This is a genomic window from Streptomyces sp. NPDC053474 (assembly GCF_044544845.1).
GTDB lineage: Bacteria > Actinomycetota > Actinomycetes > Streptomycetales > Streptomycetaceae > Streptomyces.
The window spans coordinates 15886-35939 of the sequence record NZ_JBITXV010000023.1; the positions used below are offsets into that span (position 1 = coordinate 15886).

General features: G+C 68.0%; 15 protein-coding genes and 1 pseudogene. 7 read left to right on the plus strand and 9 right to left on the minus strand.

Annotated features, from left to right (window positions below):
• The first annotated feature begins 15 nt into the window (after window positions 1-15).
• Complete coding sequence (locus ACIG3E_RS37350; protein WP_399624897.1) at window positions 16-165, plus strand: hypothetical protein; 150 nt, start codon at window positions 16-18, stop codon at window positions 163-165.
• 380 nt (window positions 166-545) lie between these two features.
• On the opposite strand, the gene ACIG3E_RS37355 is transcribed toward ACIG3E_RS37350, so the two are convergent.
• Complete coding sequence (locus ACIG3E_RS37355) at window positions 546-812, minus strand: hypothetical protein (RefSeq protein ID WP_399624900.1); 267 nt, start codon at window positions 810-812, stop codon at window positions 546-548.
• 748 nt (window positions 813-1560) lie between these two features.
• Between ACIG3E_RS37355 and ACIG3E_RS37360 the strand changes: the two genes are divergently transcribed.
• Window positions 1561-4731, plus strand: a complete 3171-nt coding sequence (locus ACIG3E_RS37360; RefSeq protein ID WP_399624901.1) for a hypothetical protein — start codon at window positions 1561-1563, stop codon at window positions 4729-4731.
• 103 nt (window positions 4732-4834) lie between these two features.
• A complete protein-coding gene (locus tag ACIG3E_RS37365; protein ID WP_399624903.1) occupies window positions 4835-6733 on the plus strand; it encodes a hypothetical protein in 1899 nt (632 codons plus the stop codon).
• A gap of 204 nt (window positions 6734-6937) precedes the next feature.
• Here ACIG3E_RS37365 and ACIG3E_RS37370 read toward each other — a convergent pair.
• Window positions 6938-7782, minus strand: a protein-coding gene (locus ACIG3E_RS37370) for an IS5 family transposase (RefSeq protein WP_399624905.1) whose coding sequence is annotated in 2 segments (ribosomal slippage) — window positions 6938-7452 and window positions 7452-7782 — 846 coding nt in all. Because the reading frame shifts where the segments join, the coding sequence is not laid out codon by codon here.
• 512 nt (window positions 7783-8294) lie between these two features.
• On the opposite strand from ACIG3E_RS37370, the pseudogene ACIG3E_RS37375 reads away from it, so the two are divergent.
• Window positions 8295-9218: pseudogene (locus ACIG3E_RS37375) on the plus strand (transposase).
• A gap of 271 nt (window positions 9219-9489) precedes the next feature.
• On the opposite strand, the gene ACIG3E_RS37380 reads toward ACIG3E_RS37375, so the two are convergent.
• The 5 genes from ACIG3E_RS37380 to ACIG3E_RS37400 form a co-directional block, all read right to left on the minus strand.
• Window positions 9490-10632, minus strand: a complete 1143-nt coding sequence (locus ACIG3E_RS37380; RefSeq protein WP_399624907.1) for a serine hydrolase domain-containing protein — start codon at window positions 10630-10632, stop codon at window positions 9490-9492.
• A 20-nt stretch (window positions 10633-10652) separates the two neighbouring features.
• Window positions 10653-11795 carry an MAB_1171c family putative transporter gene (locus ACIG3E_RS37385; protein ID WP_399624908.1) on the minus strand — a complete coding sequence of 381 codons (1143 nt, stop codon included), beginning with the start codon at window positions 11793-11795 and terminating at the stop codon, window positions 10653-10655.
• Window positions 11796-11827: 32 nt separating this feature from the next.
• Entirely contained in the window at window positions 11828-12370 is a 543-nt protein-coding gene (locus tag ACIG3E_RS37390; protein ID WP_399624910.1) for a toxin, read from the minus strand.
• Between the two features lie 557 nt (window positions 12371-12927).
• Window positions 12928-13353, minus strand: coding sequence for a helix-turn-helix domain-containing protein (locus ACIG3E_RS37395; RefSeq protein WP_399624912.1), 426 nt, complete (start codon window positions 13351-13353; stop codon window positions 12928-12930).
• A gap of 239 nt (window positions 13354-13592) precedes the next feature.
• Window positions 13593-13901: a hypothetical protein gene (locus tag ACIG3E_RS37400; protein WP_399624914.1), complete on the minus strand. Its 309-nt coding sequence runs from the start codon at window positions 13899-13901 to the stop codon at window positions 13593-13595.
• Window positions 13902-14294: 393 nt separating this feature from the next.
• On the opposite strand from ACIG3E_RS37400, the gene ACIG3E_RS37405 reads away from it, so the two are divergent.
• The gene (locus ACIG3E_RS37405; RefSeq protein WP_399624916.1) at window positions 14295-15260 is read left to right on the plus strand and encodes a ParB/RepB/Spo0J family partition protein; all 966 of its coding nucleotides are present in this window, start codon (window positions 14295-14297) and stop codon (window positions 15258-15260) included.
• 301 nt (window positions 15261-15561) lie between these two features.
• On the opposite strand, the gene ACIG3E_RS37410 is transcribed toward ACIG3E_RS37405, so the two are convergent.
• Window positions 15562-17622 carry an ATP-binding protein gene (locus ACIG3E_RS37410; RefSeq protein ID WP_399624919.1) on the minus strand — a complete coding sequence of 687 codons (2061 nt, stop codon included), beginning with the start codon at window positions 17620-17622 and terminating at the stop codon, window positions 15562-15564.
• Window positions 17603-18154 (minus strand): D,D-peptidase/D,D-carboxypeptidase VanY-N, encoded by a 552-nt coding sequence (gene vanY-N, locus ACIG3E_RS37415; protein ID WP_399624921.1) that lies wholly within the window; start codon window positions 18152-18154, stop codon window positions 17603-17605. The genes ACIG3E_RS37410 and vanY-N overlap by 20 nt, the downstream gene beginning before the upstream one ends.
• 86 nt (window positions 18155-18240) lie before the next feature.
• On the opposite strand from vanY-N, the gene ACIG3E_RS37420 reads away from it, so the two are divergent.
• Entirely contained in the window at window positions 18241-18936 is a 696-nt protein-coding gene (locus tag ACIG3E_RS37420) for a response regulator transcription factor (RefSeq protein WP_399624923.1), read from the plus strand.
• Window positions 18929-20050 (plus strand): sensor histidine kinase, encoded by a 1122-nt coding sequence (locus tag ACIG3E_RS37425; RefSeq protein ID WP_399624925.1) that lies wholly within the window; start codon window positions 18929-18931, stop codon window positions 20048-20050. Before ACIG3E_RS37420 ends, ACIG3E_RS37425 begins: the two co-directional genes overlap by 8 nt.
• The last annotated feature ends 4 nt before the right edge of the window (window positions 20051-20054 follow it).

Here is a 20054-nt window from a genome sequence, read left to right on the forward strand (position 1 = left end):
ACTCCCCTGACCGCAGTGAGAGTGAGGGTGTGCGCCGCCTGGCGGGCGGCCTCCGGCGCGAACGGACTGCCCCTGGTCGTCGGGATCTCGGCGGCGAACGTCCACTTCCTCGACCTCGCCGCTGCCCTGTGCTGCTACAAGCGACTACTCCGTCTCACCACATAGGACAACGTCTTGGCCGCCGAGAGCCATAAGGGCAAGCCGCTCCAGCTGGCGCCGGTGGCCGAGTGTGAGTTCGCCACCTGGAACCCCAAACCCACAAGGAGCGACAGCACAACGATGATCAAGTGAGTCGCGGCGGTCTTCCAGCACCGGAACACCGAGGCGAGGCAGAAGCCGCCGCCCGCCAGCCAGGCCAGGAACCACAGAACGCTCTCACGTTCGGCCACTGCGTCATGTACTTCTTGTGGTCTCGGCGCCGCGAAGGACAGTCCGGACAGGACGTAGCCGTAGCCTGCGTAAAGCACATCACGATGTTGACGAGGGTCACGATGACGGCCAGTATGCCGTCATTTCGACGTGGGGCCCTCTGGCCAGAAAAGCGGTCAGCCCTTGCCCTGGAGCGTGTGCTCCAGGGAGTCCGCGTACAGGCGTGCTCCGGCGGGCTTGGGGTGGAAGGACTGCATCGACGGGGCCGGCGGGTCGTTGTCCGCCTGCGACCGGCCCGTCATGACGATGCCGTGGACGGTTTCCGGGGCACCGCAGATGGCCTTTCCGGCGAACTCGTCGCGGGGGTCGGAGAAGAACGCCCACGAACCCGCGTCGGAGGCGGCGCCCTTCATTTCCGTGGCGAGTGTGTCGGCCACTGCCATGCCTCGGCTGTCCGCCTGCCGACGGCTCCACCGCCTAGGACCACCACTCCCAACGGCCCGATGAGGCGCACCTGGACCACACGTGTCCGGGTGTGCCTCATCGGGCTGCAGAGCGAGCCCGCCCAGGGGCGCCGCGCTGGATCCGCGCCGGTCCCGCGAGCCTCAAGACGATGCCCCCTGCACGCTTCAGGTCCCTTCCCCGCCGCCCGACTGCGCGCTGCCGCTGCCAGGCGGGGTGGCCCAGGGAAGTGCGAGGGCCCGAAGCTGGGGAGGGTGGGTGGGATGGCGGGAGCGCACCGCGTTGAGGCGCCGTCCGTGTTGGACGCGGATGCTGCCGACGCGGGGTCGGTAGGTGTCGTGGACGCGGTGCCGCCGTCCTCGCTCACCAGCGGCCCGGCCTCGTCCAGGTGCTGCCTCGGTCCTCTGGGCGAGCTCCGCGCAGCGCCCGGCGGCTGAAGTCGTCTGCACATGATGGGGGCCTTGGCGCTGGGGCTGCGTGTTCCGCTCAGCGGAACGGGAGTTGTCTGGGTTTCCAGTGTGCCGCAACGCTGTCTTCGACATATCAGAACTTGCTGTCGATTTGTGGCTAGTGCGTTCAGGCCTGCCTTGAGTCGAGTTCTTGCCTACACACTTTCAAGGGGGCTTTATGGAGCCGTTGTTCCGTATGTCACTGGTCCGTCCCGCGGTGAGCCAGGACGGGGATCGCCCAAGCATCGACCTTTCTCAACAGTCCGCATTCCAAAACGCGTTGGCCTCCGCGGCCACCTCCGCGAAGCCGCGTGTCGAGGCACGCAAGGCCGCGGCGCAGTTCGTGGCGTCGGCCGGGTTCGTCGGCGATCCGTCGCGCACTCCGCTGGCCGCGCAGACAACCGCCTTCACGGCCGCGCTCGGTCGGCTGCTGGGGGCTCCGCCTAGCCAGCCCGGCGCGTTGCGTACGGCCACGGTCAAGGCTGTACGCGACACCTACGGCTCCGAGCCGTCCGCCCTCGTCGCGTCCCAGCCCTACCTGGACGCCGTCACCAAGCTCCGGGACAGCCTGCTGGCCATCAAGTACTTGCCGGGGGAACACGGCCGACCGCTGGCCGCCCTCGCTGAGCAGCTGCGCCACCTGGACCTGATCGCCCGGCTGGCGACCGACACGTCCTTCCCCGCGAAGGCGGACGACGCCCATCGCACACTGCGTCGCCCCCTGCGGTTACCACGCCCCACCGGGCTCGAACCCGAGCTGTCCACCAAGGCGGCCGAGCAGCGGCAGCGGGAGCGGGAGGCCCAGGCCGCCGCGGCCCGCCGCGAGCGCGCCGCCACGCTGCTGACCGCACACCGGCGGCTGCGGGAGGCGGTGGGCGAGCTGACCGGACTCGGCGGCGAGCACCTGCTGTCCACCCAGCAGAGCCCGGGCGTGGGCTCCGTCCCTCCGGAGGAGTTCCAGCCGCCGGCCGCGCTGACCCGGCAGGTGAACTTCCACAACAGGCTCGGCGAGGCCAATCTACGGGCGCTCGGCGGGCCCGTGCCCCTGGCGACAGCAGCCGATGCTTCCGGGAACGGGGCGCGTCCGGCCGACGGGCCGGACTCGGCGAGCGCCGGTGCGGAACCCCGTACGGACGGCGACACGGGGCCGACTTCGGCCTCCGGCGATGCGCCGGGCGCCGCCGCGGCCGGTGAGGGTGACCCCCCGGCCCCGCCCCCTCCGCCCGTGGAGGGAGCGGCCCACCTAGCGGGCCAGCTCTTCGGCGCCCGCCCCGACCTGCTCTCCGGAACCCCGCCCTTCAAGCCGTCCGCCCTGTCCGACCTCGGCTTCCGGCTGCACCAGGCGGCGGCCGACAAGCTCAGTCCCGGCACCAAGACCGTGCTGGCCGATCGGGGCATCAGCCCGGTGGGTCAGCCGCTGGACCGCATCGTGGACACGCTCAGGGACGAGCAGGACGTGATCGGCGGCGAACTGGAGACCCTGGTGGGCCGGCCCACCAGGCGCAGCGTCAAACGCGTGGGCGACACCCTCGTCACCGTCTCCACCCCATTGCCCTCCCCGTGGACGGCCCTGGTCGTCGGTACGACACCGCCGCCGGAGCAGATCCCCTTGGAGGACGACCGCGTTCCGCGCAGCCGCGGCACGGTGGCCCCCTCCGGGGTCGCCGACCTCATCCTGGTCCGCCAGCAGTTGGTCGGGTACGAGGGCGCGGACATCGCGCACATCGAGAACGTGCTGCGGGGCGAGAGCAAGCAGCGGGAGCACACCCGCCGCCAGGAGACCGAGCAGATCACCGTCAGGGAGTCGGAGGTCACCACCACCGAGGAGCGGGAGCTGGAGTCCACCGACCGTTATGAGATGACGCGCGAGGCCAGCACGGTCATCAAGGAGGACGCGCAGCTCAAGGCGGGTCTGACGGTCTCGGGCAAGTACGGTCCCACGGTCGAGTTCAACGCCTCCGCCGAGGGGTCGCAGTCCCGGAACAAGGAGGAGGCCACCAAGTCGGCCGCGGTGTTCGCCCAGGACGTGACGCAGCGCAGCGCCAACCGGATCTCCGAGCGGGTGCTGGAGCGCACCTCGCTGCGCGTCACCACCGAGGTGACGGAGAAGAACAGCCATGGCCTGGACAACCGGACCGGTCTGAACAACATCTCCGGGGTGTACCAGTGGGTCAACAAGGTCTACGAGGCCCAGATGTACAACTACGGCCTGCGCACCATGTTCGATTTCATGATTCCCGAGCCGGCCGCGTACTTCGTGGAGACGCTGCAATCGGCGCACGCCAGCGCCGTGGACCTGGACAAGCCCCGGCAGTTCGATCTGCGCCCCGACCAGATCACCGAGCTGAACTACGCCCAGTGGGTGCACCTCTACGGCGCGACGGACGTCTCCCCGCCGCCGGAGCCGTACCGGACGAAGTCCTTCGACTACAAGGCGGGTGGCGGCGACAGCAAGACCGACTACACCCAATCGGGCCAGGTGGCCATCGACGACGGCTACATGGCCGTGCAGGTCTCCTGTGGAGTGGTGTTCAACCTGTGGGAGCAGGGCTGCTGCATCGACGTGCTGGTGGGCAACCGCACACACCGGTTCAGCAATAGCGACCACTGGCTGTGGACCACCTCGCTGGCCGAAGAGCGCGACTCGGTGCCCGTCGCCATCCAGACCTGGCGGATCTCCGAGATCGCCGTCGGCATCGAGGTGAAATGCCAGCGCACCGAGCGGGCCATGCACAAGTGGGCGCTGGACACCCACGCCAAGCTCACCAACGCCTACCGGGCCCGGCTCGCGGAGTACGAGGAGAAGCTCGCCGCCCTCCAGCTCCAAGCCGGGGTGCCGATCCACGGCCGCAACCCCCGGGCCAACCAGCTCCTCATCGCCGACGAACTGCGCAAGAACTGTGTCAGCATCCTCACCGACCAGCACTTCGACCTGTTCGGTGCGATCGAGGTGAAGCGGGGCCCTGACGGCTCTCCCGTCCCGCAGATCGACGTCCAGGAGGCCGCCGCCGAGGGCGCGTACGTGCGCTTCTTCGAGCAGGCCATCGAATGGGAGCACCTGACCTGGGTGGCGTACCCGTACTTCTGGGGCCGCAAGGGCCAATGGGACGAGCGGTTGAGCTACGACGACCCGGACCCGCAGTTCAACGAGTTCCTCAAGGCCGGCTACTGCCGGGTGACCGTGCCGGTGCGCCCTGGCTTCGAGGGGGCCATCGACCACTACATGAACTTCGGCGAACTGTGGAACGGCGGCCCGCTTCCTCCCATCACCAGCCCGCTCTACCTGCCCATCGCCGAGGAGATCGCCGAGCGCCTCGACCGCCCGGGAGCCGAGGTGCCCCAGGGCGACCCTTGGCGGGTCCGCATCCCGACCACCCTGGTCAAGCTGCGGCAGGACGACAAGCTCCCGACCTGGCACAAGGACGGCTCGGGAGAGTGGGTCGAGGACTGAAGGCAGCACCGGGGCGAAGGACCACCACCGGCGCCGTGGCAGCGGCACACCAGCGGCGGGCGGGGCGCGGAACACGACACGAGGACAGGGGAGGAGACCGTCGATGCCGGTGAACGCGAGGCCGTTCCTGGAGCAGCTGGCCGCCGCGGAGCTGCGGCTGTTCCAGCACCTGCTGCGCCCGCGCACGCCCGCTGACGAGGTCGCCGTCGCGCGCCGCACGGTGGACATCATGCGCGAGGACGTGGCCACGGGCCCCGCCCTGGCACAGGCGTACGCGGGCGGCGGGCGGGGCCGCGCCACCGGCCTCAGCGGCCCGGAGCGCTGGCACGCCGCCGTGCTGGAGCGAGCCGGCCGCGAGGTGAACCGGCCGGTCGACGCCGATCTGCTCGCGCGCAAGCACCTGGAGTACCTCGCCTTTGCGAACCGGTTGCGCACCCAGGTGGCGGTGCAGCAGTCCTACACCAAGGACCCGCGCAACGGAGTCGACTACCTGATCACACCCAACGAGAAGACCTCGAAGCTGTACATGACCGCCGTCGCCGACGAGTTGATGACCTGGTTCCGCGCCCAGCCGTACGACACCGCCTTCCTGCAACTGTCGGCGGAAACTGGCTACTACGCGGTCTTCCTGCCCCAGCGCCCCGACGTAGTCGCCCTGCTGCGGGCCGCGCAGCGGCTGCTGCCGGACGTCGAGCGCGGTGAGATCCCCATCGAACCGCCGCTGGAGGCCGAGCTGTTCGAGACCGCGGTCGGCTCTCTGCCCCTGGTCGGCAGCATGCTCGCGGCGTACGAGGCGTACGAGGGCCGCGACCTCTTCGGCTACCGGCTCGGCGACATCGAGCGCGCGGTCCTGCTCGCGACCCTCCTGCTGCCGTTCGCGGGCCGGATGGTCAAGGCGGGCCGCGTGATGTACACCGAATCGCGGCTCGCCCGGCTGTACGGCCACGACGGCGCCGCCTGGCGGCGCCTGGTCCTCACGGCCGACCGGATGGCCGTCAACGGCCCGGCCGTCCACTCCGTGCGGCAGGCCGAGGAGGCCCTGCGCGTCGAGGGCCGCGTCACGGGGAAGCTCGGCCAGGAGGCGGCCGACGGACTGCCCAAACTCCTCCGCGGTGGACGCGGCGCCTCCGGCGGTGGCGCGGGCCGGGTGGCCGGGGACCTCGATGACGAGATCGAGGCGCTGCTCCGCCAGATGACCGGTCGGCACCCCGTGCTCCAGGACCTCGACGTCCCCGCGGTGCGCCGGGTCCTTTCCAAAGGGCCGTACATCAACAACCTCAAGGGCCAGTTGCTGGAGGAACTGGTCGAGAACCGCATCGTCCCGTGGCTGCGGCTGCGCACCGGCCCCCAGGCACTGGGCATCAGGGCCTACCGCGAGAAGCTGGAGTTCATCCCCGGCCACCTCATCTCCGACCGGAGCGGCCGCTCGGTCACCGACGGCATCCTCGCGATCCGCCGGAACGGCGTCCTGCACATCGAGGCGATCTTCGAGGCCAAGGCCGGCTTCGGCCAGACCGCCCGCGGCCTGAGCAGGGGACGCGGCGGCCTGTCCTCCCTCAAGAGCGCCGAGGACCGGGCCACGTTCCTGAGCCTCGTCAAGAACAAGTTCCGCAGCGAGCGCGAGATCGCCCGCGTCACCGGAAAGCCCTACCAGAAGACCTTCTTCGACCTGCAACAGGAGTACCAACTCGCCGAGGCGGGCGGGCAGTTCCGCAAGGACGTGGAGCGGCTGTCCCCCAGCGACATCGGAAAGCTGGAGCAGATCTACGTCGGTGAGGAACTCGTCAAGGTCCGGATCTCGGCGACCAAGGTGAAGCTCTTCGCGGTCGTCCCCGGCGACCTCCCCGTGGCCCAGGCCAAACTCATCCACGACGAGTTGAAGGCAGACCACTTCCAGTACGTCGAGATCATCGGCGCGGACACCACCCGCGCGGAGCTGAACCAGATGGCCGGGCAACTGAAGGGCCTGGCCCAGCGCCTGGCGGAGGAGGAGGCGCCCTGAGCGCAAGCCGCCCATGCCGGTGCAGGGCTCGTTCGACGCTCTGGCGCGGCCTCGCGGGGTGGGCGGTTGCCCAGTTAGGTACGCCCCCGCCACGGGAGGCGCCGTCAGCAGGTGGGCGGCCGCGAGCATCGAACCTGACGGGCTCTCACATATGTGCTGTGCCAGGTAAGCTGTTCCCTGGGTGGCTAGGCTGTTTCCTTCGGATCATGTCGCTGTCCAGATGAAGATGGCGGCGAGGTGGAGTCCGACCAGGTAGATGATCGCGGTCTTGTCGTAGCGAGTGGCCAGTCCGCGCCACTGTTTGAGCTTGTTGATGCCCCGCTCGACCGTGTTGCGCTGTTTGTAGGTGGCGCGGTCAAAGGCCGGCGGTCGGCCGCCGGATCGGCCCCGACGTTTGCGTGTGGCGATCTGGTCGGCCGGCTGCGGGATGACCGCGCGGATACCTCGCCTGCGCAGATGAGTTCGGATGGCTCGTGAGGAATACGCCTTGTCGGCCAGGATCACATCTGGCGTGGTGCGGGGGCGGCCGATCCGCCTGGGCACGCGCAGGCGAGCCATGACATGCAGGAAGGCAGGCGCGTCCCCAGCCTGCCCGGCGGTGAGATGGAAGGCGAGCGGGCGGCAGTGGCCGTCGGCCACCAGGTGGATCTTCGTGGTCAGTCCGCCGCGGGAGCGTCCCAGGGCATGGTCGTGCGGCTCGTCGGCCGGGGCCCCTTTTGACGGGCCCCGGCAGCGTGCTGGTGAGCGCGCACCATCGTGGAGTCGACGGCGACGACCCCATCGAGGTCGCCCTGGGCGTCGGCTTGCGTGAGCAGAGCGGTGAAGACCTTCTCCCACGTGCCGTCGGCCGCCCATTTCCGCAGCCGGTTGTGGGTGCCCTTCCATGAGCCGAACTCTTCGGGCAGGTCCATCCAGGGCGTACCGGTGCGGTACTTGAAGGCGATCGCGTCGATCACCTGCCGGTGATCCCGCCACCGCCCGCCCCGCTTCGGCGTCCTGTCCGGCAACAGAGGCTCGATCCGCGCCCACTGCGCATCAGTCAACGACACAACCCAACCAACGATCGGATGATCCGAAGGAAACGGCCTAGGGCCTCTATCAGAAGTGAATCTACGGCCGGGACATCGACACCCTCGCTCAGCAACCGTGTCGAGCAGACCACGGCCAGGTCCACCGGCCACCCCTGCAGGTCCGTGCCCGCCGCCAGCGCCCACTGCCGCTCCTCGGCTGTGGTGCCCGCGTGCAGGGCCACCACCCACACCCGTCGCGGCGCCGATGTTCCCTGCCCGTGCCGGACCCGCGCGAGCTGCCGCACCGAGGAAGCGGCCGCGCGCTCCAGCCGCTGTCGAGTGGTACGACAACAGCCGACGGCACCCCACCCGCACCGCCACCCGCAGCACTGTCCCCAGCGACGCGGTCAACAGCTCCAGGGGTCACCAATGTGCGGCAGATGAAGGATTCGGCATTAGCTTGTTCTTTATGGTCTGAGGTCGAAATGGGCCTCGTACTAGGCCGCCCACCTGGGCGTTCACCGGACGCCGGGGGCGGCCTTCGTCTGGTCATGTGCTCCGACCAAGGTGCACCGATCCAGACGAAGGCCGTGAAGGTGAGCCTGCTGCCTGACGCCGGTCCCGGGGAAGCGTTCGCGCAAGCTTCACGTTTCCGGGAGGACCCATTCGACTGCCTGACCACGCGCGGCGACGAACTGTTCGAGCTTGTCGACGCGTTGCTGTGCGCGGGCGGCCCGGTGACCTCGCCGGTGGACCTCACACTGGTGGCTGAGTATCGGCGCGGGCCCGGCGCGATGTACGAAGCGGTGAACTACGGAAACGTGGACGTGCCCCGGCTGCGGCAGGTGCTGGGCGGGCTGCCGATGCCGCGGGCCGCCGACGGGTGCCTGGTCCTGGCGGTCGACGTCAGCAACTGGCTCCGTCCCGCCGCGCCGACCAGTGCGGACCGGCTGTTCTGCCACGTCTACGGCCGCAGCGGCCGATCCTCAGGCCAGCCCGGCTGGCCGTAGTCGTTCGTCGCCGCCCTCGAATCGGGCCGGACGTCCCGGTGCCAGCTGCTGGACGCCGTCCGTCTCGGGCCCGCGGACGACGTCGCCGAGGTCACTGCCGCCCAGCTCCGCAGGGTGGTCACGGACCTGATCGAGATGGGCCGCTGGCACGTCGGGGACCGGGACATCGTCATCGTCTTCGACGTCGGGTACGACGCCCCGCGCATGGCCCACCTCCTCGACGGCCTCCCGGTCGAGGTGTTGGGACGGATGCGCTCCGACCGCGTCATGTGGCGACCGAAGCCCTCGCTCAAGGAGCACGCCCCGTCCTATCTCCCCAGGGCGGCAGGCCGCCGAAGCATGGCAAGGAGTTCCGCTTCGCCAAACCGGAGACCTGGGGCGATCCGGACGCGGCAACCGTGCAGGTCACCGACCGGTACGGCACCGCCCGCGCGATGGCCTGGGACCGCATCCACCCCCGACTGACCACCCGCGCCGCCTGGATCGACCACACCGGCGAACTCCCCATCATCGAGGGCTACGCTGACTGGCTTTGGTCGTCTGCCACCAGATCCTCAGGTGGACCCGTCCGAAGCTGCGAACCCCCGAGGCCGCCGCAGACTTACGGCGGCCGTGGGAGAAGCCCGCCGAGCCCGGCCCCGTGGCCAGCCCGCCTCGACCTGTTCGCCGCCTGGCTGTTGTGCTCGACGCCTCGTGTGCCCTGCCGCTCACGACCCCTCTCGCGTCGACTCCGTCATCACTCCCCGGCCCCGGGCTGAGAAGGGTCCAGTGACTTGTAGGCGGCTTGGAGGAGCTTCTGGCCGCGAGGGTCGGTGAGGCCGAGGTGGGTCATCTGGTTCATCACATAGGCGATGGTCATGCGCGCGTTGAGGTCGTTGACGACCAGCGATCCTCCTCTCCCGCCCCAGTAGCAGGTGTGGCGGTTGGCTGTGCGGACTGGCGCGTCGTCTGAGCTGAGGGCGTAGCCGATACCAAAGCGTAGGGGGATACCGAGCACAAGGTCGACGCCGTGGTGCTGCTCGTCGAACACTGCGCGGCGAGTGGCTTCGGAGAGAAGGGACGATTGGGGGCTATGGCTGCTGGAGGTGAGTACTGATTGGACGGCGGCCACGGATCGTGCGTTGCCGTAACCCGCGGCGGCCGGGATCTCGGCGCGGTGCCACTGGATGCTCCAGGTGTCCTGAGCCGTCACGTATGCCCCGACAGGAATGGTCACCCGTGGGTTGGACGCAGGCGCGGGCCCCGGTGCGGGGATGACCTCGGAGACACGGTGATCGTCTTCAGACGCGAGGCCGATGTGGAAATCGGCGTCCAACGGGGCAGCGAGGTGCTCGGCGAAGAACGTGCCGATTGACTGTTGGGAGATACGGCGAATCACCTCGCCGAGCAGGAATCCATGAGTGAAGCGATGGTAGCCGGATGCTGAGCCTGGTTCCCAACGGGGCGATTGGCGTGCCAGCAAGGTGGTGGATTTCTCCCAGTCGCACAGGTCGTCGAGTGTCATCGGCTGGTCCCAGTCGGGAAGCCCGGCGGTGTGACTGAGCAGGTGCCGAATCTCGATGCGGTTCTTTCCCGCGGCGCCGAACTCGGGCCAGTACTTCGTGACCGGTGCGAACAGGTCGAGTTCGTTACGGTCGGCGAGAACGAGAGCGCACAGTGCGGTCATTGTCTTCGTGGTGGACCACACGTTGGTGATGGTGTCGCGCTGCCATGGTTCGGTACGTTCTCGATCGGCGAACCCACCCCAGAGATCGACGACAGGTTCGCCGTCGAGGTAGATCGCCACGGAGGCGCCGACGTCCGATCCGCTGCGCAGAGAGTCCGCGAAGGTCTCCCGCACCGCGCTGAACTGGTCGCTGCAGATGCCGTGTAATTCCATGTAGGACGAGGTCTCCGGCCTCAGTGTTTCTCTGTTGAGTGACTCAGGTGAGCAGCGATTCGGCGGATCTGGGGTGACGTATCCGCCTTGGCTACTTTGCGTAGGAACTCGATTTCGCCGGGCAAGTCCGCGCCCCCGATGACCGGCGCGGTCAGGTCGCCGCGCAGTGGCGGCGTGCCTTCTGCCTTGATGCTTCGGGCTATGCGTAACCAACAGGCGGTCACCCGGGCGTCCTCCTCGGCGGAGGGTGCGCCTTCGCGTTCCAGGTGGTCCCGGACCTCGGTCAGTACCGCATGGGGGATGTGGGCACGCAGATCGAGAATCGCGTCACGAATCTCGATCACTATCCGGTAGAGGCGCAGGTCCAGCGGGCCGGAACGCTGCAGCAAAGCAAGGCCGCGTTGGTGGGTCTGCGTCAAGCTGACGTCGGGCACCGCGTTGACCAAGTCGCGCCACAACGGCCAAAGTTGCCATAAAATCCTCATCCGCCTGACCGCGACGGCCACCGCGGTCCCCAGAGGCACGAAGATCGCGCTCGCTCTTGCGAGGGCATAACAACCCAGCAGAAGCGGACTGAGGGCCGGAATCCATGAGTATCGAACCCCGACGTATGCGGCACTGAGTAGCCAGTAGACGCCGGCAAAGGCTGCGCCGAGCCCGAAGAGCCGCAATCCGACGCGTAAGGAGCGATCTTGGCTCGCTCGGCTATACCGCCAACAGGCAACCACACACACCACGTTGGTACTGAGATTGACAGCGATGAGAACTGCCCAGTACGAGGTCGATGGCATGGGATGGGAGACAGGGGGGATCGCATGCTGCAGGTGTGGCCCGGCGGCTGTGTCCAACCAGACAAGCAGGACCATGACGAGCCCGGCCAAACCGTACAGCGCGTATGTGTGACGGCCGCGGACCGCGAGAAGCATGAAGTCCAGCACAGCGGCAGAGGTGAGGACGCCGAACAGGTTCCGGGCCAGCGCGGTCAGATGCGTGGGTCCGGTGGCTTGGTGCAGGAGGTCGATGAACCATGGCAGATGGAGCGTGAGTGCGGCTGCGGCCCCTAAGACCGCAAGCCATAAAGGGCGTTGCTTGCTTGACCGCAAAACGGCCGGAGCCCGTAGTCCCAGCGATACCCACATCCAGGCGACGCCCGCTGTCTCCAAGTCGGTCCCGAGGCTGTGGAGTTGACTTGCCGTCATAGCCGACTTGCCGTCTGAGTGATTCCCAAGGCCCCGCCCAGCGCCCTTTGCTCGGAGGGGAGGTGGGGAGTGGTGGAGCCGATCCGCGTGGCGATGATCAAGCTCGCCGTCATCTCGGCTTCTTGTTCCTGGGTTTCGGAATACGTCGTACGTGCCAGCATGTCACGAACAAGGGCAGGATTTAGGTCGGGAAACACCAATCGAGCGGTAGCGTCATCCAGGGGGGAGCCGCTACGGTGGCCGCAAATGATGTGGGCCAGCTCATGAGCGATGATGTGTTCCTGGTGGGGTCGTGTAGTCTTGGCTTCGTAAATGATGAAGTCGACTGTGTTTGCGGCTATCCAAAGTCCGCACGGTTGTTCGGCCCGCATGGCGATCGGCGCCAAATGGAGTGGTCGGCCACGCCGCTCGCTCAGCAGAGCGCATAACCCGGCAATGTCGCGTGCCGCGGGAAGTGCCAACGCGGTCAGACGGGCTTCACAGCTGCGGCGCAGGCGCGCAAGGTTGCGACGTTGACTGTGCCTCCTCAGCAGCGACACGAGGCACGCCTCCTCAGGGAAGGAAGACCAGCGGCTTTGGGTGGAGACGGCATGCTCTCTACCGACGCAGAGGGTTCCCGTAAGCGGCAACCTCGTCTCCGGCTCCGGGGACGGACTCCGCGGTACTGGTTCAGCATTCTTCCCCCGTTTCTCTCGTCCTGATCAAGTTGTGGCCGCACCGGCGTCTGGAGCAACAAGTTGCGGCGAGATGCGTAGCGTTGCCTTCTCGTGCCCGGGTGCGCTGCTCGGTTGTGCTGATGGGGCTGCCTGGCCGTATCCGTCGGCTCGGAGTGGGCGGCGAGTCAATCCTGGTCTGAGCGTCGGCTCATAGCTGATCTCGTCAGCCTTGTCCGCATGTGCGGCACGCGTGCCGCAGGGGCGACTTGAACCTCTTGCCGTGAGCGAGGCGACGGGGATGTTCGCGTTCTCGACTGCGATCCTCGTGGAGAATGCACGTAGCTCGACCGTCCAGCAAACCGATGGAAGGGCCTTTCCGCTGTGCCGCCGTAAGAGCCCGAGAGCGCTCTTGCGGGGCTGCCGATGCGGCACTGGCATCGTCACTCCTCCACGGCGGGTAGGCCCTGCAGCTTTCTCACCTGATCGAGCATGGCCGTGATCGCCTCAAGGCTGTCCCGTGGCAGGCCCACCGCTCGCAGGGCGACTCCGCGAACACCTGCTTGGCCCAGCATCTCCAACCCCGCGAGCTGAGCGTTGACTCGCTCCGCGTGGTCGGGATCTACGAAATAGGCTGGTGAGACGCCGAAGAACTCCGCGAGCGCGGACAGGAGTTCCTGTGAGGGGCGGGTGCGAGAGCCGTTCCGCAGCGCTGATAGATAGCCGCCGCTGACGCGAATCTGAGGGTGCCTCTCCTTGATCGCGTTGGCGACCTCGTTGTTGGTCCACCGCCTCCCCTGGGGGCGGCTCCTGGAAAACAAGCTGTCCAGGCGTGTGGCCAGTGTCGACTGCCCTGACGCCCCAGTCATGCTGCCCTCCTGCGGCTGTACGTGCCTCTGCCCCCATGCGCCCCCGTGCGACGGATAGTCGAAGCCTACTACGGCCACTCGTCTGGCAGTTGACGATCCTTTGCTGCCGTGAAAGCATGCTCCGGAATCGACCACTAGACGAACTGCAACCCGAACTTCAACTGCTGGTGGACTACCTGGTGGGGGCTGGACGGTTCTTCGGTCACTGCGTGATCCGAAGCTCATGGCTCCTTTGTGCATCAAGTGCCCTGAGTGAGGTGATCGCGCTGGTTGCGTTCCATGATCCGGTGGCGGGTGTCAGGCGGCTGTCGCTTCAGTGCCCGCCGGGCCTGTGCAAGTGCCTGGCCTCCTGTCACTTTGCGCAGGCCCTCTTGCCCCCGCCCGCCGACACGGGTCTGCCTGGGTGTGCGCGGACTGCTGGTCAGGGAGGGCACGGTCACGTCGGCTCCGGCCACCACCGGCCCCTCCCGCAGCGAGGACGCCAGATGTGCCGTCAACGCCGCCTTGCGGCAAGGGTTGTTGGCCTCCGTGCCCAGAACCGCATGCATGGTCTTCCTGGTGGTCCGGATGGTCAGTTCGGCTTCCCCCTTCCGCTGTCGGTGCGGACGGCCGACCGTCACGGCCAGACAGGTGTCAGCGTCGGATGGCGGCACTCAGCGCACAGCGCCGACCAACGCGGACGGGCCCGTGGCGTCCAACTGCCGAGGTCGAACGGTTGGACGGGAGATCCCATAACATCAGTATCCAACGGAATTCCTTGAGGTCAGGGAATTTTCCGGTGGGTTCCTGGAGGGGCCTCTGAAGGTGTGCTCGATTTTCCTTGGCGGAGAAAATTCTGAGTCCGCACCCTTGACACCGATCAGGTAAATAGTGGCAGCCATGAGGCCTGTACCGCACCGCAACGTTGACCAAGAAGAAGAGACTCGAACGGGAGAGTTCAGGTGGATCCGACGAGCGTTGACATAGTCGCTCCCGCTGTCGTCGAAATCGAGTTGTCCCGGCTGTCCTCCGGATCCTCGCCTCGCACCTCGGGTGAGGATCCGGAGCACGTCGAGACACTGTTATCGACAGAGGGAGAACTTCCGCCTATCCTCGTTCACCGGCCAACGATGCGGGTGGTCGACGGCCTGCACCGATTGAAGGCAGCGCGGCTCAGAGGCGATACGAAAATCCTGGCAAGGTTCGTCGATGGCACCGAATCGGACGCCTTCGTCCTAGCCGTCGAGGCGAACATACGGCATGGTTTGCCGCTCTCGCTCGCTGATCGCAAGCGTGCGGCCGCCCACATCATCGGGACGCATCCGCAGTGGTCCGATCGGCGGGTGGCCTCGGCGACCGGACTCTCCGCCGGCACGGTGGCCGATCTGCGCAGGCGCGCCGGAGACAGCGGAATCGAGGCAAGGATCGGGCGGGACGGGCGTGTCCGTCCCGCCGACGGTTCGGGGCGGAGAAGACTCGCCGCCGAACTCATCCGCAGTGACCCATGCCTTTCGCTCCGCCAGGTCGCCAAGCAGGTCGGCATCTCCCCGGAGACGGTCCGGGATGTGCGAGGCCGACTGGAGCGTGGTGAGAGCCCGGTCCGGGACGGGAGTATGAGGTTACAGACCGAGTCGCATCCACTCCCTCGCACGGAACCGGACTTCGGCAACGCTGTGGGACGAGATCGTCTCGCGATGCTGGAGCGTCTCAAGGCCGATCCGGCGTTGCGGCTGAGCGAGACTGGCCGAATCCTGTTGCGGATGCTCATCATGCACTCCATCGACGGGCGGGAGTGGGAAAGAATCTTGCATCGCATCCCGCCGCATCTGTACAGCGTGGTCGCCGAGTTCGCCAGAGAGCACGCCCGGGTCTGGACTGGGTTCGCCGAGCGCCTGGAGAACTGGATGACCACTGTGGCCACAGAATGATCGCGTTCGGCGGCGTTCTGCCGCAGGCGACGCCTCTCCCTATGCGGCCAGCTCACGCGCGCGGCCACCCAGCCCGTACTCGCTGGAAGGCTTGACGAACACCACGTCTCCCGGTGCACGTTGATGCCTCCTCGGCCCCTACTGGTCCCGGCGACCGGCCGTACAGCACGGTCCGGGCCTTGATGCGCTCCGCCATGCCCATGACGTACGGGCCGGTGGGCCGAGGGAGGCGAGCTGCTCGTCGGCGCGGGCGTCAGCCGGGAGGCCATGGGGGGCATGGGGGCCATGAAGTCCGGGGCGCTCAGCCCGCCCCGCGGAGTTCGCGGCGCCAGAGGTCGTCGGAGATGCGTTCGATACCGGCGTTCAGGTGACGGCGGTAGGTGCTCAAGGACAGGCCGAGGCGCTCGGCGGCGGCTTCCTGGGTGGGAGCGCCACGCAGGAAGGTGACGTCGAGGGCGCGGTGCGGCTTGCCCGCCCACGGATCCCGGCCCAGGTCGCGGATGTTGTCCTCAAGCAGCTCGCGCAGCGCGCGGGCAGGGGTGGCCCGGCCTGCGAGCAGCCTGGTGCGGGTGAGGGGGTTGGCGGCCAGCTCCCCGTGCATCGGCAGGTGACGCAGGGCCTGGCGGACGGCGTCTCTGAACTCCTCCTGTGACAGCACCACCAGCTCCGGCTCGTGCGGGGCCGGGACCTCCTGCGCGCCCGTCGCCAACAGCCGGTCGAGCCAGACGTGCGCCGGAACGGCCCGCCAGTCGTGCGCGGCCAGGACATACTCAGTGTCCTTCTCCTGCGCGTGATCCCCGAGATCGTGCATGCCGTAGTACTCGTAGCGACCGCTCGAACGGTCGTCAGTTCGCATGGCGATGAACGACCAGGCCAAGTGTGGCGAGCGCAGGAACCAGGCCACGGCCCGCCACTGGATCAGATTCATCATCGGCGAAAAGCCCTGGTGGCACTCGCGCACCCAGCTTCGGTAGACGGCCAGGTGCTCGCCGGGTCGCAGTGGGGCGTTGGCGCGGGCGGTGGCCCAGGCCGTGGCGACGACCGGGTCCGCCTGCGCCTGTTCCTCCCCCTCCAGGCGGAGCCAGGCGCTGGCGCCTGCCAGCTCGCCGTCCGCAGCGCGCCGGTAGAGACGGAACGCCTGCGGCTGCCGGGCCATCCAATGGGAGACAGCGGCGACGGCACCCGCGCCCTGCTCGGTGGCCAGGCGCAGCAGGTCCTCGGTGTCCTCGGGACGGAAGACGTCCTCATACACCTCGCCAGCACCGCGCCACACGTGCGGCTCTGCTCTTTGGCCTTCGCCGCGGTGCAGGTAGAACAGCGAACCGACGGCCCCGAGCACGTCCGAGTCCTCGGCGGCACGGATCCGCTCGGTGAGGCACGCCTTGAGGCACCGGTGCATGTCGGCGTAGCCCTGCGGGTCGCGCCAGCGCAGGTCGGCTTCGAGGACTTCACGGACGACGTCGTGAGGGTACAACCCGTACGGGCCCGGCTCGACGAACGGCAGCCGCCGCAGCCAGGAGAACAGCGTCGCCGCGTCCTCGCCCGGCAGCGCCGCGCGCAGCACGTCCTGCGTGGACATGTACGTGTGCGCGCAGACCTCCAGGGCATGCCGGTGCGCCGGGCTGGGCACTTCACCGACGATCTGGTCGAGCAGGGTGGCCACCACATCATGGGGAGGCCTCCAGCGCGAGCCGGCGCCGCTGTCACGGACCGACACCGCGGTGCTGACGGCGGCGGCACTCTCCCTGGCAGCCGTGGCACCGAGCGACAGGGCGAGCGGGTGCCCGCCGGCGAAGGTGAGCAGCGGCTCGTGCAACTCACCGGCCACACCGCGGGAGTCCAGCAGCGCGGTGGCGTCCACGCGTCCCAGCTCACCCAGCTCGATGATCCGCACCAGGTCGGCCCAGCCGGGGTCTGCCCGCCACATCATGTCCGGGGATATGCGACCTGCTGTCACCACCAGCGCACCGGTCGGCAGCACCGGCAGGAACTGCTCGCGCAGCCAGCTCTCCAGGCCCTGCAGCCGCTCGAAGGTGTCGATCAGCAGCACGGCGCGCTCGTCGGCGAGCACCGCCCCGGCCTCGGCCACGAAGGCAGCGGGAGACTCCTCGAGAATCCGTCCGTCCAGCATCAGTACGTTGCGATCCGCTTCCGCGGCCCGCTGGGCGAAGCGTCCCAGCAGCGCCGACTTGCCGACACCGCCGGGGCCATGAACGAACAGCACCCGGGCGCCGGTGTACAGCGCCTCCTCGAAGACGGCGAGCTCTTCCTTCCGCCCGACGAAGGCACGTTGTCTCGCGGCCTGGAGACGCCCTTCCAGTCGCCCGGCACGCTGCCCCTCGTCAACGGGCTTGCAGAGCATCGCGGATCTCCCGGGTCGTCGGTGGCACCTCGACGTCCGGGCGGTACTCGAAGTGCCACCACTCGTTGTCGTAGATGCGGTAGAGGTCGTAGCGGGCACCGTGTTCCTCGAGCCAGCGCGCCCCTTCGAACGGGCGCACATCCAGCGCGGTGCCCTTGACGTGCCTGGATTCCGCCGGTGGCAGCACGAGCATCCGGGCCGCGGCCGGTGAGCCGACGCGGCGCACCTCCTCGTCGAACAACCGCTGCTGGACGAGGGGATCGCGGTATCCCGAGGTGAGGCCGATGAGCTGCCCGTGACGCCAGAGCGCCTCAGCGCGTGCGGCGGTGAACGCCGCCCTGGCACCGTCGGTGAGCCCGGTGAGGTCCTCGGCGGGAAAGCGGATCCCCAGCGCCCAGCCACAGGCCAGTTCACGGGCGCGGCCGGGATCGCGGACGAACGCGACGGGGAGCAGGAGTACGGCGAGCACCACCGCAAGTACGGCGAACAGCCGGTCACGGGGCCGAGGCGGGATAACGTGTGGCTCGTTCATGCCTCCAGTCAAGGGGGCGTGATGTTGCCAGCCCGTATCCGGTTTTCCATATACCGACGATACGCACCGGCTCGTAGCATCAGGCTATGCGTGTATTAGTCGTCGAAGACGAGCCCTACATGGCAGAGGCCATCCGCGATGGGCTGCGCCTGGAAGCCATCGCGGCTGACATCGCCGGGGACGGTGATACTGCTCTGGAGATGCTGAGTACCAACACTTACGACATCGCCGTCCTCGACCGGGACATCCCCGGACCTACCGGTGACGAAATCGCCAAACACATCGTCGCCTCCGGCAGCGGCATGCCGATCCTCATGCTGACCGCTGCCGACCGGCTCGACGACAAGGCCACCGGGTTCGAGATCGGCGCCGACGACTACCTCACCAAGCCCTTCGAACTTCGCGAACTCGTGCTCAGGCTCAGAGCACTCAACCGCAGGCGGGCCCACAACAGGCCCCCGGTGCGAGAGATCGCGGGCTTGCGTGTGGATCCGTTCCGCCGCGAGGTCTACCGCGATGGCCGCTACATCGCGCTGACCAGGAAGCAGTTCGCTGTGCTCGAGGTCCTCGTCGCCGCTGAAGGCGGTGCCGTCAGCGCGGAGGAGTTGCTGGAGCGAGCGTGGGACGAGAACGCCGATCCGTTCACCAACGCCGTGCGCATCACGGTCTCGGCCCTGCGCAAACGCCTCGGTGAGCCCTGGCTGATCGCGACCGTGCCCGGGGTCGGTTACCGCATCGACGCAGGACCGGACGACGATGACCGGGGAGCGGTGCGTGGATAGGCGTCAAGGGTTGAGCGTCCGCCTCAAGTTCACCCTCAGCTACGCCGGGTTCCTCGTGATCGCGGGCGCCTTGCTGCTCACCGCCACGTGGGTGTTCCTTCTGAGGGGCAGGTCGAACAGCCTGAATGTCCCCGATCGGTCCGACTTCCTCCGCGTCTTCGACCCGAGCAACTTCGGCCCGGTCGTCTTCGTCCCGGCGGGAATCATGGCGCTGGCGTTCCTGCTGGTGTTCGGTCTCGTGGGCGGGTGGGTGCTGGCCGGCCGGATGCTCGCCCCGCTGATACGCATCACCGACGCCACACGCAAGGTGGCGAACGGTCCGCTCTCCTACCGGATCCGCCTGGCGGGCCGCCGAGACGAGTTCCGCGAACTCGCCGACTCCTTCGACACCATGCTCGCGCAGCTCGAAGCCCACGTCGCCGAACAGCAGCGATTCGCGGCCAATGCCTCTCACGAACTGCGCACCCCGCTGGCGGTCACGCAGGCGCTTCTCGACGTGGCCCACAACGATCCGGACTACGACACCTGCGAGCTTGTCGAGCGCCTCCGCGTGGTCAACACCCGAGCCATCGACCTCACTGAAGCACTGCTCCTGCTCAGCCGCGCCAACCAGCAGTCCTTCGCCAGGGAACCCGTCGACCTGTCCCTCCTGGCGGAGGAAGCCACGGAAACGCTTCTCCCCTTGGCGGAAAAGCAGGGCGTCACCATCGAAACCTCCGGCGACGTGGGCACCACCATCGGCTCACCTGCGCTCCTGCTGCAGATGACCACGAACCTTCTGCACAACGCGATCGGCCACAACCTGCCTGAAAAGGGCGTCGTATGGGTGAATACCAGCGTCCGCCCCCACACGGTTGTGCTCACTGTCGAGAACACCGGCGAGAAGCTCACCTCACAGCTGGTCGCGACCCTTACCGAGCCATTCCAGCGCGGCACCGAACGCATACACAACAGCCACGCGGGTGTCGGCCTCGGCCTGGCCATCGTCAAGACCATCACCCAGGCACATGACGGAACCCTCACCCTCACCCCGCGCCCCGCTGGCGGCCTCCGCGTCACGGTGCAGCTGCCCGCCGCGGTAGCGCACGCACGGACAGATGGCGATCGGGCCTGACGAA

Coding starts and splice junctions, on each gene's coding strand:
- ACIG3E_RS37355 (WP_399624900.1), bottom strand. CDS start 812: ATGGCAGTGGCCGACACACTCGCCACGGAAATGAAGGGCGCCGCCTCC.
- ACIG3E_RS37365 (WP_399624903.1), top strand. CDS start 4,835: ATGCCGGTGAACGCGAGGCCGTTCCTGGAGCAGCTGGCCGCCGCGGAG.
- ACIG3E_RS37380 (WP_399624907.1), bottom strand. CDS start 10,632: ATGGAATTACACGGCATCTGCAGCGACCAGTTCAGCGCGGTGCGGGAG.
- ACIG3E_RS37395 (WP_399624912.1), bottom strand. CDS start 13,353: ATGACTGGGGCGTCAGGGCAGTCGACACTGGCCACACGCCTGGACAGC.
- ACIG3E_RS37400 (WP_399624914.1), bottom strand. CDS start 13,901: ATGCATGCGGTTCTGGGCACGGAGGCCAACAACCCTTGCCGCAAGGCG.
- ACIG3E_RS37410 (WP_399624919.1), bottom strand. CDS start 17,622: ATGCTCTGCAAGCCCGTTGACGAGGGGCAGCGTGCCGGGCGACTGGAA.
- vanY-N (WP_399624921.1), bottom strand. CDS start 18,154: ATGAACGAGCCACACGTTATCCCGCCTCGGCCCCGTGACCGGCTGTTC.
- ACIG3E_RS37420 (WP_399624923.1), top strand. CDS start 18,241: ATGCGTGTATTAGTCGTCGAAGACGAGCCCTACATGGCAGAGGCCATC.